The following is a 15,756-nucleotide window of genomic DNA, read 5'->3' as shown; positions in this document are numbered from 1 at the left end:
CTCCGACACGGGGAGCCGGGTCAGGCCGCTCGGGGCCGAGCCGCGGACGCCGTCAGCGAACCGCCCACGTCGAGGCCGCGCCAGGCGAGCGCGAAGCCCACGAGCGCGATCGTCGAGGTCGACACCGCGAGCAGCTGCTGCAGCGCGAACGCGGTCAGATCCTTCGTGTCGTCCGGGTAGTACTGGATGCCCTGCACGGCGAGTCCGGCGAGCACGAGCACCACGACGACCGAGCAGACGACCAGCAGCCTGTTCACGTTCCTGCGCGGAGTGCGGCGCGGGGCCCGGCCCAGCTGGGCGCGGGTCGAGAGCCAGGCGCAGGCGAGGGAGGCGGAGGCCAGCGCGACGAGGTCGGCGCCGAGCACGTCGCTCGCCCGGTGCCACGACGCCGCCATGGTCAGGTTGCCGACCAGGACCACCACGGCGCCGCCGAGCAGGAGCACGACGGTGCGACCGCGGGCGGGCAGCACCATCGCCAGGGCGAAGACGACCGAGACCGCGGCCGCGGTGTGACCGCTCGGGAAGCTGCCGCCGGTGTACCAGGCGTCGGTCTCGACGAGCAGCGGGCGCTCGAGGACCACGTTCTTGAGCAGCTGCGTCAGTCCGGCGGTCAGCACGATCGACCCGACGGAGGCGAGCGCGAGGGCCGGTCGGCGCCGGATCAGCGCGATCGACGCCGCCAGCAGGGCCCCGCCGATCATCGAGACCGGAGTGATGTCGGCCAGAGTGCCCGCGGCCGTCCCCGTCGCCCGGCCGAAGACCAGGTCGGCTCCGCGCAGGCCGGAGTTCTCGGCGGCCTGGCCCTGCGGCGTGAGCACGGCGAGCCAGTAGACCAGAGCCACCCCGAGGGCGGCGAGCACCGCGGAGGTGATCCAGCGGCGGGTGATGCGGGCGCGGGTCGACACGGGGTTCCTCCTCTCGAGGGGCGGGGCGCGGCGCGGCGAGGGGGCCGCGCAGAGGGCTTCCGATGATGGCAGCGAACACTCCCGGTCGCCTCCATCCGCGCCGGGAGGTCGCTGATCCGGATCAGCGGGCGGCGACGACCTCGAGTGCGAGATCGGGGTGGTCCGCGAACACGCCGTCCAGACCGGTGGCGAGGATCATCCGGAACTCGTCCTGCCAGGCCCCGAAGGCGGCCGGCTCCTTGCCCCGGCGGTGCACCTTCTCGAGGAACCGGTTCTCGGGGCGGAGGGTCCAGGTGTAGACCTCGAGCCCCACGGCGTGCGCGTGCTCGACCAGCGCGTTCGGCCCCGTCGCACGCCCCGCGGCGTCGCGGGCGAACAGCATGCTCTTGTCCACGCTGACCCCGTCGACCGTGCCGGCGAGGTTGCGCAGTCCGGACGGGGTCACGAAGTCGGCGTAGGGAGTGGCGCGGGCGCCGTGCGCCGCGACGAGGTCGGGCGCCGCTCCCCGCGACTCGATCAGGAACACGCGCTTGGTGCCGACGCCGCGCACGCCGAGCCGCTCGAGCACCGTCTTCTCGAAGCTCTCGATGGTCAGCCTCGGGTCGCGGGGGCCCCAGCCGGCGGCGGCGAGCTCCTGCTCGAGCAGCACGTCCAGCGGCAGCCCGATCGAGTCGAAGTAGTCGGCGTGCTTGATCTCGGCGACGAGCCCGGGAGGAGCGCCCGGCGCGTCCTCGCCCGCCCGGTCGAGCAGGGCGAGCAGGTCCGAGAAGCGCAGCAGCGGGAACTGGCCGTCGAAGGTGGCGCTCGAGGGGCGGACGGCGGGCAACCGCTCCCTGGCCCGCAGCTGGGAGAGCTCGGCCCAGGTGAAGTCCTCGGTGAACCAGCCCGTGACGTCCTTCCCCTCGAGCCGCTTGGTCGTCCGGCGGTCGGCGAACTCCGGTCGGCGCTCGATGTCGGTGGTGCCCGAGATCTCGTTCTCGTGCCGCAGGACCAGCACGCCGTCGCGGGTGGCGACGAGATCGGGCTCGACGGCGTCGGCGCCGAGGGCGACGGCGAGATCGTAAGCGGAGCGGGTGTGCTCGGGGCGGTAGCCGCTCGCGCCGCGGTGGCCGATGACGAGTGGAGCGGAGCGGTCGGGCATGCGGCGATCCTACGGGCGAGGACTCGGTTCGCTCGTGGGGAACAGCCAGACTCTGAGAGCTGTTCTCAGATACTGTGGTCACATCGTCGGAGTCCTCTCGAGGACCCGGCGGCACCACAGCATCCCGACCACCGCGACTCAGCTCCGTTGCTCCACCGGACACCAGCGCACCTGAGAGAAGAGGAACCATGGCAAGCAGCAATCCGGCCTTCGGGCGTCCGGAGTTCAGCAACCGCGGCTACGCCGGCCGCGTGCAGGACCTCCCCGACGTCTCGTCCGACACGCTCGACCAGATGTACAACCGTCCGGCCGCGAGCTCCACGGAGACCGACCGGATGACCGTCGAGGACACCCTCGCGAAGACGGCTCTCGCCTTCGTCGTGCTCCTGGCGGGCGCGGCTGTCGGCTGGTTCGTCCCGGGGCTCATGCTCCCGGCCGTGATCGTCGCGCTGGTCCTCGGCATCGTCAACGCCTTCAAGAAGGTCCCGAGCCCCGCTCTGATCCTCGGCTACGCCGCCACCCAGGGCATCGCGGTGGGTGCGATCTCGGGCATCTTCGAGAACGTCTACGAGGGCGCGGTCGTCCAGGCCCTCCTCGCGACCGTCATCGTGATCGGCGTCACCCTGGCGCTGTTCATGAACGGCAAGATCCGCACCTCGCCGAAGCTGAACAAGATCTTCTTCATCGGCATGATCAGCTACGCGGTCTTCTCGCTCGTGAACCTCGGTCTCGGCCTCTTCGGCGTCGGCGGCGGCTTCGGTCTGCGCACCGGCTTCATCGGCATCGTGATCGGCCTCATCGCGATCGCGCTGGCCACCTACTCGCTCGTGATGGACTTCGAGTTCATCCAGCAGGGCGTGCGCAACCGCGCCCCGCGCATCTACGGCTGGACGGGCGCCTACGGCATCCTCGTCACGGTCGTCTGGATGTACCTCGAGATCCTGCGACTCGTCGCGATCTTCCGCGAGTAGCCCTCGCACCGCTCACGCCGTCGGGCGCTCGACCTCCGGGTCGGGCGCCCGTCGTCGTTCCGGGGCGCTGGCCCCTCGTCCAGGCCCGCCTGGCAGCATGGATCCGTGACCGCCTACTCCTCCCGCATCGTCGGCCTCGACGTCGCCCGCGGGATCGCCGTGCTCGGGATGTTCGCCGCCCATCTCGCCCCGGTGAGCGAGGAGATGATCTGGAACGGCCGCAGCTCCGTCCTCTTCGCGGTCCTCGCGGGGGTGTCGATCGGACTGATGACCGGCGGCGCCCGCCGCTCCGAGCGCCCCGGGCGCGACACCGGGTCGATCCTCCTCCGGGGGCTCTACCTGCTCGCCCTGGGCGTCGCGCTGACCCTGCTCGGGACGCCGATCGCCGTGATCCTGCCGCACTACGGCCTGATGTTCGCCCTCGCCGCCCTGGTCCTCTTCCTCCCCCGGGCACTGCTCGCCGTGCTGGTCGTCGCGTTCGCCGTCCTGGGTCCCGTGATCGTCGACGACCTCGTCGGAACGGGCGGAGCCTGGCTGCGGACGCTGCCGCCGGATACCGCCCTGCTCGCGGAGCAGCCCCTCCTCTGGCTGACGCAGTACTACCCCGTGCCGTCCTGGCTGGCCTACATCGTCCTCGGCCTCCTCGTCACCCGGTGCGACATCCGCTCGGCGACCACGCAGCGCTGGCTGGTCATCGGCGGAGCGGTCTCCCTCGTCCTCGGCTACGGCGGCGGCATGGCGATCGGCGGCGCCGAGAGCGTCGAGGCCCACGCGAGCACCACCGCCGAGCTGCTCGGTGCGGGCGGAGTCGCGGCCGTCGCCATCGGCTTCCTCACCGCTCTGGGGCAGCGCTCTGCCGCGTTCCGGCGGCTCTCCGCTCCGCTCGCCGCAGTGGGGGGCATGCCTCTGACGATCTACTCCCTGCAGCTGGTGGCACTGGCGGTCTACCTGATCCCCCACGAGCCCTTCGACTTCGACGCCTGGCGCAGCTGGACCCTCCTGCTGGCCTTCGTGCTCGGCTCGATCGCCTTCGCGATGCTCTGGCGCCGGTTCGTAGGTCAGGGCCCGCTCGAGTGGCTGCTGTCGCGCGCATCGCTGCGCCCCTCAGCCGGGGTCCGCACTCCGGCGCTGAGCTAAAGTGGGCCGATGATCACGCGACGCGAGGCCGCCCAGCGCCTCGACATCCCCCTCGAGATGGCGGCCCGCCACGGTCTCGGCGCCCGTCTCACCGAGGAGGAGTTCGCCGCTCTCGAGCAGGATCCGCCGCCCTGGCTCGTCCAGTCGCGCGAGAACCGCACCGGCAAGCGGCCGGTGTGGGTGACCCTCGACTGCGCGATCTGCGGCCGCTCCGAGGCCGCACGGCCCAAGAAGTGGTGGCCCGACTTCACGTTCCTCGTCTGCGAGGACCACTCCCCCGACGAGTGGCCGAACCACCCCGAGGGCCACCGCCGCGACGAGTACGACGGCATCGGCACGCGCTTCGTCGGCGTCGTCGACAGCTCCGTCTGACCTTCCCCGGAAACGCCGAACGGGCCCCCGGAGGAGCCCGTTCACCGCCGCCCCGCCGCGGGTCTCCGCGCGGTCAGCTGCAAGGCGGAGGAGGAAGCGGTACTGGAAGTACCGCGCCCGACGACAACGCCGCAGATGGCCGTGCGGAGGCCCGCGGCGTCAGCTGCAAGGCGGAGGAGGAAGCGGTACTGGAAGTACCGCGCCCGACGACAACGCCGCAGATGGCCGTGCGGAGGCCCGCGTCACTCCCATTCGATGGTGCCCGGGGGCTTGGACGTCACGTCGAGCACGACGCGGTTCACTCCGGCGACCTCGTTGGTGATGCGGTTCGAGATGCGCGCCAGCAGGTCGTAGGGCAGGCGCGTCCAGTCGGCCGTCATGGCGTCCTCCGAGGACACGGGGCGCAGCACGATCGGGTGGCCGTAGGTGCGGCCGTCGCCCTGCACGCCGACGGAGCGGACGTCGGCGAGCAGCACGACCGGGCACTGCCAGATCTCGGCGTCGAGGCCGGCGGCGGTGAGCTCGGCGCGGACGATCGCGTCGGCCTCCTGGAGCAGGTCGAGCCGCTCCTGGGTGACCTCGCCGACGATGCGGATGCCGAGCCCCGGTCCGGGGAACGGCTGGCGGCCCACGATGACCTCGGGCAGGCCGAGCTCGCGGCCGATGGCGCGGACCTCGTCCTTGAAGAGGGTGCGCAGGGGCTCCACCAGGGTGAACTGCAGATCCTCGGGCAGGCCGCCCACGTTGTGGTGCGACTTGATGTTCGCGGTTCCGGTGCCGCCGCCCGACTCCACCACGTCGGGGTAGAGCGTGCCCTGCACCAGGAAGTCGATCGACGCACCCTCGCCCTGCGCCTCGAGGACGAGCGCCTCCGCCGCGGCCTCGAAGGTGCGGATGAACTCGCGGCCGATGATCTTGCGCTTCTGCTCGGGGTCGCTGACACCGGCGAGCGCGTCGAGGAACTGCTCGCGGACGTCGACGGTGACCAGGCGGACACCGGTCGCGGCCACGTAGTCCTCCTCGACCTGGCGGCGCTCGTCCTTGCGGAGCAGTCCGTGGTCGACGAAGACGCAGGTCAGCTGGTCGCCCACCGCGCGGTGCACGATCGCGGCGGCCACGGCCGAGTCCACTCCTCCGGAGAGGCCGCAGATGACGCGGCCGGAGCCGACCTGCTCGCGGATCAGGGTGACCTGGTCCTCGATGACGTTGGAGGAGTTCCAGTCGTTCGGGATGCCGGCGGCGCGGTGCAGGAAGTTCTCGATGACGGCCTGGCCGTGCGTCGAGTGCTTCACCTCGGGGTGCCACTGCACGCCGTAGAGGCGACGCGCATCGCTGCCGAAGGCGGCGACCGGGGTCGACGAGGTGGAGGCGAGGACGTCGAAGCCCTCCGGCGCCTTGGCGACCGAGTCGCCGTGGCTCATCCAGACCGTCTGGTCGGCGGGCTGCTCGCCGAGGAGCACGCCGCCGTCCGTGGAGATCGCGGCGTCGGTCGCCCCGTACTCGCGGAGGCCGGTGTTCGCGACCTCTCCGCCGAGGGCCTTCGCCATGACCTGGAAGCCGTAGCAGATGCCCAGCACGGGGATGCCGAGGTCGAAGATCGCGGGGTCGAGCTGCGGCGCCCCCTCCTCGTACACGCTGGAGGGGCCACCGGACAGGATGATCCCGACCGGCGACTTCGCCGCGATCTCGGCCGCCGTGGCGTTCGAGGGCACGATCTCGGAGTAGACGTTGGCCTCGCGCACTCGACGGGCGATCAGCTGCGCGTACTGCGCGCCGAAGTCGACGACGAGGACGGGCTGCGCGGACAGCTGAGGGGTCGGCTGCGGGCTGGACTGCTGCTCGCTAATGGGGGGCCTCCACGGAGTCGGTCGGGGCTTTCGGATCGGTGCCGGCGGTGCGGCGCGCGAGGTACTGCTCGACCTCGCGCGCGATGCGCCCCTCGACGAAGAAGGAGAGCGTCGGGATCACGCCGCCGAGCGCGATGAGCACGAAGCGGCTGAACGGCCACCGCATCAGGCTCCACAGGCGGAAGTCGGCGAAGAGGTACACGACGTAGAACCAGCCGTGGGCGATGAGGATCCCGGTCGAGAGGTTCGCTCCCGTACCGCTGGACTCGTATTCGCCGCCCGGCACCTCGTACATCGGCGCGAGGTTCAGCACGCCCTGCTGCCCGAAGGCGAACAGCTCGAGGTGGAACACGTACTTCAGGAGCATCTCCGCGCAGAGCAGGAGCAGCATCACGCCCGTGATGATCGAGGTCACCCGGTAGAAGCGCAGAGCGCTCCGGATCGCAGGGAACTGCGCGGGCTTGGGCTCGAGGGGCATGGGGTCCAGTTTACGGTGCGGCCGAGGGGGCGGAGGCGCGCTGCGCCTCCTCGGCGTCGAGCGCCTCCTCGATCTCCCTCTCCCACGCGTCGCGCACGAGGCGGTACCAGAGGTAGAGGGCGAATCCCGCGAAGACGACCCACTCGACGGCGTAGAAGACGTTGAGCCAGTTGAGCGAGAGGTCCTGCTGACGGGCCGGGGAGTCGATCGCCTCGAGGCCGCCGATCGGCTCGTCGACGACGACGTAGCCCTGGTAGACGTCGGCCGGCGGATCGGGCCAGCGGTTGATCAGCGCGGGGATCGAGAGCGCGGTGAGGGTGAGCGGATCCGCACCCTCCTCCGGCGCCTCGGCCGCCTCGTTCGCCACGAGACGCCCGGTGTACTGCGTCGGCGCCGACTCCTCGCCGGAGTCGAGGCGCTCGGCCACGGCGCGGGCGCGATCCTCGTCGGCCGTCCAGCCGTAGGCCACGACGAGGTCCGCGGTGCTCGTGCGAGTGCGGGCGAAGACCCACCAGCCGGGCTCCCCCGCGTTCAAGCGCCCGCCGATGACCTCGGCGCCGCCGGGCACGAGGACGGACTCGGCCTCGACGCGCTGACCGTCCGCCTCCGCCGTGATCGGGGCGGAGGGGGCAGCCACCCGGTCCAGGGGGACGATCGTCTCGGAGAGGCCGTCATCCGGCTCGGCCGCCTCGATGGCGCGGCCCACCTGCCACTGCCCGAGTGCAGCGAAGAGCCCCGCGATCACCAGAGCGAGCACCAGGGCGCCGATCCAGCGCGGGCGGCGGGCCACCTGCCAGACGGTGCTCTGCGTCATTCGTTCCTCGCTCGTGCCGGATCCGCTCGTTCCGCGCGGTGCGGACCGCCGGGTGGACCCGACGAGCCTAGCCCGTCCGCGTGGGAGCTCCCCGGGATCAGTAGTCGGGCTCGACGGGCCTGCGCGGCCGGTCGGTCTCCGCACCGTCGGACTGCTGCATCGCCTGGTCGATCAGAGCCTGGCGCATCGGATCAGGGAACTCGTCGTCCAGCTCGTCGCGCTCGCGGCCGCGGCCGGGCGGGACCTCGACCGGTCCGGTCGCGGCGGGCGCGGTCCGCGTCGGCCCGGTCCGCACCGGCTCCGGATCGTCGGACATCGCGGCCTCGACCAGCGCGAACTCCTCCTCGGCGAGCGCGCCCCGCTCCGCCGCCGCTCGGCGCGGTCGGTGGCGCCGATCCGAGAGGAACTGCCCGATGGTCTCGGACCTCGACGCGAGGATCGGGCCGATGATCGCCATGATCAGGACGTAGAGACCGGCGAAGGGCTGGATCCGATCGTCGAGACCGGCCGACAGCGACAGCGTCGCGAGGATGAGGGCGAACTCGCCGCGGTTGTGCAGGATGAACGCCGCGTTGAGTCCCGCCCTCGGGCCGAGCTTGTTCAGCCACGCCACGAACTGGCCGGCGCCGAGGTTCAGCACGATGGTCATCAGGGCCGCAGCGAGGACGGGAACGACGACCTCCGGGAAGGCGCTCGGGTCCAGCCCCAAGCCGAAGTTGACGAAGAAGAAGGCGCCGAAGACGTCGCGGAGCGGGATGGCGATGTGCTCGACCCTCGCCCGGTAGCGGGTGGCGCCGATGACCAGGCCGATCAGGAACGCTCCGATGGCGTCGGTGACTCCGAGGACCTCGCCGATGCCGCCGAACAGCAGCGCGAGACCGAAGAAGAGGATGGTGAACAGCTCGTCGTCGCGGGTGCGGAACAGCCGCGACACCACCTTGCCGCCCCAGCGGGCGATCGAGAACATGACGACGAGGAACGCGAACGCGATCAGCAGCTTCAGGATCACCGGCCACGGCTCGGTCTCGCCCGAGAGCACGACCGAGACGATGGCCAGGTAGATCGCGATGAAGATGTCCTCGACGACCGTCACACCCAGGATCATCGGCGTCTCGGGGTTCGCGAGGCGCTTGAGCTCGATCAGGAGCTTGGTGACGATCGCGCTCGAACTGGTGGCCGTGATACCGGCGACGATCAGAGCCTCCTGGCTCCCCCAGCCCAGCAGGAAGCCGAAGCCCAGGCCAACGGCCATGTTGACGCCGATGTAGGTGCCGCCCGAGAGGATGAGCCGGCCCGCGTTGCCGAAGAACTCGTCCTGGTCGAACTCGAGCCCGAGGTTGAAGAGGAGCAGGATCAGGCCGAAGACGGCCGTCAGCTCGATGTAGGTCGACTCGAACTCGAGCGGGAACCAGTGGAAGTTCGGGCTCGCGAGGAGTCCGACGACCATGTAGATGGGGATCGCCGGGAGGCCGATGGTCCTCCCGAGGCGTCCGAGCACGTAGGCGACGACGAACAGGATCCCGAGGACGATGAGGTCTTCACCGTGGTGCATCCTCAGGCTCCGGGTGCGTCGGCCGTCTTGGGGAAGGCGCCCGAGCGGAAGAAGGCGAACGCCTTGGCGACCTTCTCGGGACTGCCGGCGACGACGAGCGTGTCGCCGGGGAAGACGCGGAAGTCGGGCGCGGGCGCAGGGTTGGCCGCATCCCCGCGGACCACGGCGACGACGGTCAGGCCGACGATGCCGCGGTCGGCGGGCTTGCCGAGCTGCTGGCCCGCGATGTGGTCGTCGTAGTCGACGGTGAACCAGTCGATCGAGAGGCCGGGGATCTGATCGAGCGCGGTGAGCGACTCGGTGATCTGCGTGCCGCCGAGCAGCTCCGCGAGTGTGTGCGCCTCGTCGTCGCTCAGGCGGAGGGAGACCTTCGCGCCGTCCTGATCGCCCTCGGCGAAGGTGATGAGGTCGCTGTGCCCCGAGCGGTGGGCGATGACGCCGACCTTCCCGCCGTCGGCGGTGAGGAAGGTGTGCAGCACTCCGACACCGGGCAGCTTGACCCTGCGGACCTCGACCATGCGTGCTCCATCCGCGCCCTGCGGCGCTCCTGACTCGGATGCCTCCAGCTTAGGCGCGCCTCCGGCCGCCCCTTCCCCGCGTTCGCCCGCGGAGGAACGCCGGGGCCGTCCCTCTGCTGAGGGAACCCCGGACCGTCGAGGGAACCAGTCCTTGCGGGCTCCCTCGACGGTTCGGGGTTCCCTCCCTGTCCACAGGGCCCGAAGGGCTCTCCACAAACCAGGGCGGACCGGCACCGATGGAGGAGAACTCGGGCCAGGGTCGAGGGCATGAGTGCGGTGGAACTGCTCCGGGACGGAGCGTGCGGGCGGTCGGACGCGTTCGTGCGTCTGCGCAGGGGCGTGTACGCGGAAGCGGACGCGTGGGCGCGGGCCTCGATCGACGAGAGGCAGCGGGCGCGCATCGACGCGGTCGCGGCGACGTGGTCGTCGCCCTTCTTCCTCCGGGAATCGGCCGCGGCGGTGTGGGGCCTCCCCCTGGTCGAGCCGCTCGCCACGGTCGTCCACGTCGAAGGAGCGACCGACGTCGGCAGCCGGACTCGGAACGGCGTGGCCGAGCACCGGAGCGCGCGCTTCCCGACGCTCGCGGTCGTCGACGGCCTCGCCGTCTCGGATCTCGCGCAGACCGTGTTCGATCTCGCGCGGTTCTCGTCCTTCCGGCGCGCCGTCGTCGCGGCCGACCACGCCCTGCGCCTCGTCGACGGCGACGGCCGACCCCTCCTCCGGCGCGAGGAGCTCCTCGAGCGGCACGCGGATCTGCCGCCCGGCTCCCGTGGCCGGACGGCGAGCGCCGCGGTCATCGCGTTCGCGGACCCCGCCTCCGAGACACCGCTCGAGTCGATCAGCCGCGTGGCGATGCACGTGGGCGGGCTGCCCGCGCCGGTGCTGCAGCACCCGGTCCACGACGCCGAAGGGCGGGCCGGAGTGGTGGACTTCTTCTTCGACGAGGTGGCGGTGGTCGGAGAGGCGGACGGCGAACACAAGTACGCCGATCCGGCATTCCTGAAGGGGCGCACACCCGAGGAGGTCCTGCTCGCCGAGAAGCGCCGGGAGGACCGCATCCGCTCGTGCGTGAGCGGCTTCGCCCGCTGGTCGTGGCGCGACGCCTACGACGTCCGCCCCCTGCTCGTCCGCCTGGCCCGCGCCGGAGTCAGACGCATCGAGGGAACCCCGAACGGCCGAGGGAACCAGCCGGCGCGGGCTCCCTCGACGGTCCGGGGTTCCCTCGGAGCGGGGGCGGAGGGTCAGCTGGGCTGGTAGGGGGCGACGACGACCTCGACGCGCTGGAACTCCTTGAGGTCCGAGTAGCCGGTGGTCGCCATCGAGCGGCGGAGGGCGCCGATCAGGTTCGCGGTGCCGTCGGCTCCGGTCGCGGGGCCGTAGAGGACCTGCTCCAGGGTCCCGACCGTGCCGACCTGCACGCGGCGGCCGCGCGGGAGCTGCGGGTGGTGCGCCTCCTGGCCCCAGTGCCAGCCGCCGCCGGGGGCGTCGGTCGCGCGGGCGAGGGCGGAGCCGAGCATGACGGCGTCGGCGCCGACCGCCACGGCCTTCACGATGTCGCCGGAGGTGCCGAGGCCGCCGTCCGCGATGACGTGCACGTAGCGTCCGCCCGACTCGTCGAGGTAGTCGCGGCGAGCGCCGGCGACGTCGGCCACCGCGGTCGCCATGGGCGCCTGGATGCCGAGGGTCGCGCGCGTCGTCGACGCCGCTCCCCCGCCGAAGCCGACGAGAACGCCCGCCGCGCCCGTGCGCATGAGGTGCAGCGCCGCGGTGTAGGTCGAGGCCCCGCCGACGATGACGGGGACGTCGAGCTCGTAGATGAACTTCTTGAGGTTCAGCGGCTCGGTGCCGCGCGAGACGTGCTCGGCCGAGACCGTGGTGCCGCGGATGACGAACAGGTCGACTCCCGCGTCGACGACGGTCTGGTAGAGCTCCGCGGTGCGCTGCGGCGAGAGCGCACCGGCGACGGTGACGCCCGCGGCGCGGATCTCGGCCAGACGGGCGGTCACGAGCTCGGGCTTGATCGGCTCGGAGTAGATCTCCTGCATGCGCTCGGTCGCCCGCTCGGCGGGGAGCTCGCGGATCTCGGCGAGCAGCGGCTCCGGGTCCTCGTACCGCGTCCAGAGGCCCTCGAGGTCGAGCACGCCGAGAGCGCCCAGGCGCCCGAGCGCGATCGCCGTGGCCGGCGACACGACGGAGTCCATCGGAGCCGCCAGGATCGGCGTCCGGAACCGGTACGCGTCGATCGTCCAGTCGACCGAGACCACCTCGGGGTCGCGGGTGCGGCGGCTCGGCACGACCGCGATGTCGTCGAAGGCGTACGCGCGGCGAGCGCGCTTGGCGCGCCCGATCTCGATCTCAGTCACGGAGCGAGTTTAGCCGTGCGCCTCGCCGGGCTCGTCGCCCGACCTCCGGCGCAGCCGCGGCGGGCCCGCCCGCTCGCGCGGCCCCCTCCCCTCCGGCGCAGCCGCGGCGGCGCCTCGCGCCGCTCGCGCTGCCACCCCTCCCGGCGCAGCCGCGGCGGCGCCCCGCGCCGCTCGCGCTGCGCCGCGCGTTCCGCCCCACGCAGAACCGCGGCCGACTCCCGGAACGGGGTCGACGGCGGATCGGGATGGCGGCCCCTCCGGTGTGGTGGGCGTATGGGCCGCAGGCCCATCGGGCAGAGGGGCCGCCATCGCGATCCGACGTCGACCCACCCCACCAGCAGCACTCAGCGCCGGTAGTTCGGAGCCTCCACCACCATCTGCACATCGTGCGGGTGCGACTCCTTCAGCCCCGCCGCCGTGATGCGGACGAACTTGCCGCGCTGCTTGAGCTCGGTGATGGTGCGCGCTCCCACGTAGAACATCGACTGGCGCAGACCTCCGGCGAGCTGGTAGGCCACGTTGGCGAGCGGACCGCGGTAGGGCACCTGGCCCTCGATGCCCTCGGCGATGAGCTTGTCGTCGGTGGGGACATCGGACTGGAAGTAGCGGTCCTTCGAGTAGGAGGTGCGCTCGCCGCGGGTCTGCAGGGCGCCGAGGGAGCCCATGCCGCGGTAGGTCTTGAACTGCTTGCCGTTCTGGAAGACGAGGTCGCCGGGGCTCTCCTCGCAGCCGGCCAGCAGGGAGCCGAGCATGACGGTGTCGGCGCCGGCGACGAGCGCCTTGGCGATGTCGCCCGAGTACTGCAGTCCGCCGTCCGCGATGACGGGCACGCCCGATTCGCGGGCGGCGAGGGACGCCTCGTACACGGCGGTGACCTGCGGCACGCCGACGCCGGCGACGACGCGGGTGGTGCAGATGGATCCGGGGCCGACTCCGACCTTGATCGCGTCGGCACCCGCGTCGACGAGCGCCTGGGCGCCGGAGCGGGTGGCGACGTTGCCGCCGATGACGTCGACTCCCGCGAAGGCGGTGTCGGACTTCAGCCGGCGGATGATGTCGAGCACGCCGGCCGAGTCGCCGTTGGCGGTGTCGACGACGATGACGTCCACTCCGGCGTCGAGGAGCGCCGTGGCGCGCTGCCACGCGTCGCCGAAGAAGCCGATGGCCGCGCCCACGCGCAGTCGCCCCGCGTCGTCCTTGGTGGCGTTGGGGTACTGCTCCGACTTGTCGAAGTCCTTGACCGTGATGAGCCCGGCGAGCTTGCCCTGCTCGTCGACCAGGGGCAGCTTCTCGATCTTGTGCTGCGCGAAGAGGGCGATGACCTCGCTGTCGGGGATGCCGACGCGGCCGGTGATGAGACCGGAGCTGGTCATCACGTCGCGCACGAGGGTCGAGGCCTTCTCGAACGGCGAGACGAAGCGCATGTCCCGGTTGGTGATGATGCCCACGAGGACACCGGAGGAGTCCACGACCGGGAGTCCGCTGATGCGGTACTGCCCGCAGAGCTCGTCCACCTGGGCGACGGTGGCGTCCGGAGTGGTGGTGACGGGGTTGGAGACCATGCCGGACTCGCTGCGCTTGACCCGGTCGACCTGGTCGGCCTGGTCGGCGATGGAGAGGTTGCGGTGCAGGACGCCGAGGCCTCCCTGGCGGGCCATGGCGATCGCCATCCGCGCCTCGGTCACCGTGTCCATGGCCGCGGACAGCAGCGGTGTCGCGACGGAGATGCGCTTGGTCAGCCGGGAGGTCGTGTCGGCCTCGCTCGGGATGACGTCGGTGTGCCCCGGCAGGAGCATGACGTCGTCGTAGGTGAGTCCGAGGAATCCGAAGGGATCCGGCTGGTCCATCAATGCCCCTTAACAGGTCGAAGCGGGTGCCCGGGCGGAGGAGAGGGCATCCGGTCCCGGGGAGCCCGGATGCTCAATCTTAAGCGCCGCCGGGGCCGCTCTATTCCGAGCGGAGATGCGCTGTCACCCGTTCGAGACCGTTGGAGCGCTCTCCGCCCCTCATAATGTGGTCACGCGTCTGTGCCGACGGTGAAACACCGCCGACACATGCGGAACGTATGGTCAACCAACGTTGTTTGACGACGGCTGTTCGGGCGTGCCCGGAGTCAGCATCCGTCTGTGCACCCTGACGAGAGGTAAACGTCTTGCTCACAGCTCCCCGTTCGACGCGCCACAAGCGCTCGACGACCCCGCACCCGACGGACCGGGAGGCGCCCCGTGGCGACAGCTAGTCCGTTCGGCGCGCTGCGCCGCCGACTCCTGGCGGTCGGCCTGCTCGCCGCGACCCTGACCGGTCTCGCCGCCGCCGCTCCCGCCGCGATGGCCGAGACCACGGCCGACCAGTCGATCATCGCCTGGGTCCGCGTCCAGGGCACCAACGAGAACCTCGCCGGAGTCTCCGTCGCGATCGAGGGCGACTCCTCGGCGACGCTGACCACCGGAGCCGACGGCCGCGCGGTCTTCCCGCTGGACGAGCCCGGCAGCTTCACCATCACGGTCGACGAGGACACGCTCCCCGCCGACAAGGGCTACCCCGCCGCGGGTCAGAACCCGAAGGAGGTGACGATCGTCGGCTCGCAGAACCAGATCGTCAACTTCATCGTGTCGACCGCGAACGCGAAGGGCACCGGGGCCACCGCCCCCGTCCCCTCGGACTCGGCGGCCCCCACCAGCCCGGCGACCGAGGGCACGACGGGCAACGACGCGACGAACCCCGACGGCACCTCCAACGCCGCGAACCAGCCGGTCTCGGCCGACACCTTCTGGATCATCTTCTGGCCCAAGGTCGTCACCGGTCTGATCTTCGGCCTCCTCATCGCCCTCGCGGCGATCGGCGCCTCGCTGATCTACGGCGTGACCGGGCTGAACAACTTCGCGCACGGCGAGCTCGTGACCTTCGGCGCCCTGATGGCCTACCTCCTCTCCGGGGTCTTCGGGCTCCCGGCGCTGCTCGCGATCCCCCTCGCGGTGATCCTGGGCGGGGCGTTCGGCTACGTGCAGGACGGCCTGCTGTGGAAGCCGCTGCGGAAGAAGGGCATCCAGCTCATCCCGCTGATGATCGTGACGATCGGCCTCTCCCTGGCCCTGCGCTACGTGTACGTCTTCTTCTTCGGCGCCGACCGGCTCTCGCTGCCCAACAGCACCGCTCCGTACTTCACGATCGACGCCCTCGGCATCAGCCTGAAGTTCACGGACATCGTCGGCGCGGTCGTCGGCATCGTCTGCATCGTCGGAGTCGCCCTGGTGCTGACGAAGACCAAGATCGGCAAGGCGATGCGCGCGGTCTCGGACAACCGGGCACTCGCCTCCGCCTCCGGCATCAACGTCGAGCGCGTCATCCGCGTCGTCTGGGTGCTGTCGGGAGCCCTCGCCGCTCTGGCGGGCGTGTACATCGGCTACTACCAGTCGCTGCGCTGGGACACCGGGGCGTCGATCCTGCTGCTGATCTTCGCGGCCATCACGCTGGGAGGCCTCGGCTCCGCCTACGGAGCCCTGGTCGGCTCGCTCATCATCGGACTCATGATGAACATCTCGACCGTGTGGATCCCGGAGAACCTCAAGTACGTGGCTCCGCTCATCCTCATGATCATCATCCTCCTGGTCAGGCCGCAGGGAATCCTGGGCCGCAAGGAACGGATCGGCTAGGACAC

Annotated in this window: 14 protein-coding genes; 5 read left to right on the top strand and 9 right to left on the bottom strand. The window is 71.2% G+C overall.

All coding sequences use genetic code 11. The annotated features are described in order from the left end of the window. Positions 1-20: 20 nt before the first annotated feature. Positions 21-905, bottom strand: coding sequence for a phosphatase PAP2 family protein (locus tag IOC53_RS10115; RefSeq protein ID WP_207405347.1), 885 nt, complete (start codon positions 903-905; stop codon positions 21-23). Positions 906-1,026: 121 nt separating this feature from the next. After that, positions 1,027-2,046: a glycerophosphodiester phosphodiesterase family protein gene (locus IOC53_RS10110; protein ID WP_207405345.1), complete on the bottom strand. Its 1,020-nt coding sequence runs from the start codon at positions 2,044-2,046 to the stop codon at positions 1,027-1,029. Between the two features lie 188 nt (positions 2,047-2,234). On the opposite strand from IOC53_RS10110, the gene IOC53_RS10105 reads away from it, so the two are divergent. The 3 genes from IOC53_RS10105 (at position 2,235) to IOC53_RS10095 (ending at position 4,526) form a co-directional block, all read left to right on the top strand. Beyond that, positions 2,235-3,017 carry a Bax inhibitor-1/YccA family protein gene (locus tag IOC53_RS10105; RefSeq protein WP_207405343.1) on the top strand — a complete coding sequence of 261 codons (783 nt, stop codon included), beginning with the start codon at positions 2,235-2,237 and terminating at the stop codon, positions 3,015-3,017. A 105-nt stretch (positions 3,018-3,122) separates the two neighbouring features. Beyond that, on the top strand, positions 3,123-4,154 hold the full coding sequence (locus IOC53_RS10100; RefSeq protein WP_207405341.1) for a DUF418 domain-containing protein: 1,032 nt from the start codon (positions 3,123-3,125) through the stop codon (positions 4,152-4,154). A gap of 9 nt (positions 4,155-4,163) precedes the next feature. Beyond that, positions 4,164-4,526 (top strand): DUF5997 family protein, encoded by a 363-nt coding sequence (locus IOC53_RS10095; protein ID WP_207405339.1) that lies wholly within the window; start codon positions 4,164-4,166, stop codon positions 4,524-4,526. A 242-nt stretch (positions 4,527-4,768) separates the two neighbouring features. On the opposite strand, the gene guaA is transcribed toward IOC53_RS10095, so the two are convergent. The 5 genes from guaA to IOC53_RS10070 all read right to left on the bottom strand — a co-directional run bounded on the left by guaA (position 4,769) and on the right by IOC53_RS10070 (position 9,735). Next, positions 4,769-6,373, bottom strand: a complete 1,605-nt coding sequence (guaA, locus tag IOC53_RS10090; protein WP_374070644.1) for a glutamine-hydrolyzing GMP synthase — start codon at positions 6,371-6,373, stop codon at positions 4,769-4,771. Next, on the bottom strand, positions 6,369-6,851 hold the full coding sequence (locus tag IOC53_RS10085) for a DUF3817 domain-containing protein (RefSeq protein ID WP_207405337.1): 483 nt from the start codon (positions 6,849-6,851) through the stop codon (positions 6,369-6,371). The genes guaA and IOC53_RS10085 overlap by 5 nt, the downstream gene beginning before the upstream one ends. A gap of 10 nt (positions 6,852-6,861) precedes the next feature. Further along, complete coding sequence (locus IOC53_RS10080; RefSeq protein ID WP_207405335.1) at positions 6,862-7,665, bottom strand: SURF1 family protein; 804 nt, start codon at positions 7,663-7,665, stop codon at positions 6,862-6,864. Positions 7,666-7,762: 97 nt separating this feature from the next. Continuing rightward, positions 7,763-9,217: a cation:proton antiporter gene (locus IOC53_RS10075; protein ID WP_207405333.1), complete on the bottom strand. Its 1,455-nt coding sequence runs from the start codon at positions 9,215-9,217 to the stop codon at positions 7,763-7,765. A gap of 2 nt (positions 9,218-9,219) precedes the next feature. Continuing rightward, a complete protein-coding gene (locus IOC53_RS10070) occupies positions 9,220-9,735 on the bottom strand; it encodes a cation:proton antiporter regulatory subunit (RefSeq protein WP_207405331.1) in 516 nt (171 codons plus the stop codon). Positions 9,736-10,002: 267 nt separating this feature from the next. Here IOC53_RS10070 and IOC53_RS10065 point away from each other — a divergent pair, with 267 nt between their 5' ends. Continuing rightward, positions 10,003-10,992, top strand: coding sequence for a hypothetical protein (locus tag IOC53_RS10065; protein WP_207405329.1), 990 nt, complete (start codon positions 10,003-10,005; stop codon positions 10,990-10,992). Here IOC53_RS10065 and IOC53_RS10060 read toward each other — a convergent pair. Together IOC53_RS10060 and guaB are read right to left on the bottom strand one after the other, a co-directional pair. Beyond that, positions 10,977-12,098 (bottom strand): GuaB3 family IMP dehydrogenase-related protein, encoded by a 1,122-nt coding sequence (locus IOC53_RS10060; RefSeq protein WP_207405327.1) that lies wholly within the window; start codon positions 12,096-12,098, stop codon positions 10,977-10,979. The two genes, IOC53_RS10065 and IOC53_RS10060, sit on opposite strands and share 16 nt — an antisense overlap. A 344-nt stretch (positions 12,099-12,442) precedes the next feature. Continuing rightward, positions 12,443-13,945 carry an IMP dehydrogenase gene (guaB, locus tag IOC53_RS10055; protein ID WP_207405325.1) on the bottom strand — a complete coding sequence of 501 codons (1,503 nt, stop codon included), beginning with the start codon at positions 13,943-13,945 and terminating at the stop codon, positions 12,443-12,445. Positions 13,946-14,323: 378 nt separating this feature from the next. Between guaB and IOC53_RS10050 the strand changes: the two genes are divergently transcribed. Continuing rightward, positions 14,324-15,751: a branched-chain amino acid ABC transporter permease gene (locus IOC53_RS10050; protein WP_307786144.1), complete on the top strand. Its 1,428-nt coding sequence runs from the start codon at positions 14,324-14,326 to the stop codon at positions 15,749-15,751. The last annotated feature ends 5 nt before the right edge of the window (positions 15,752-15,756 follow it).

It is taken from the genome of Rathayibacter sp. SD072 (assembly GCF_017355185.1).
GTDB lineage: Bacteria > Actinomycetota > Actinomycetes > Actinomycetales > Microbacteriaceae > Rathayibacter.
This window is presented reverse-complemented; position numbering and strand designations above follow the sequence as displayed.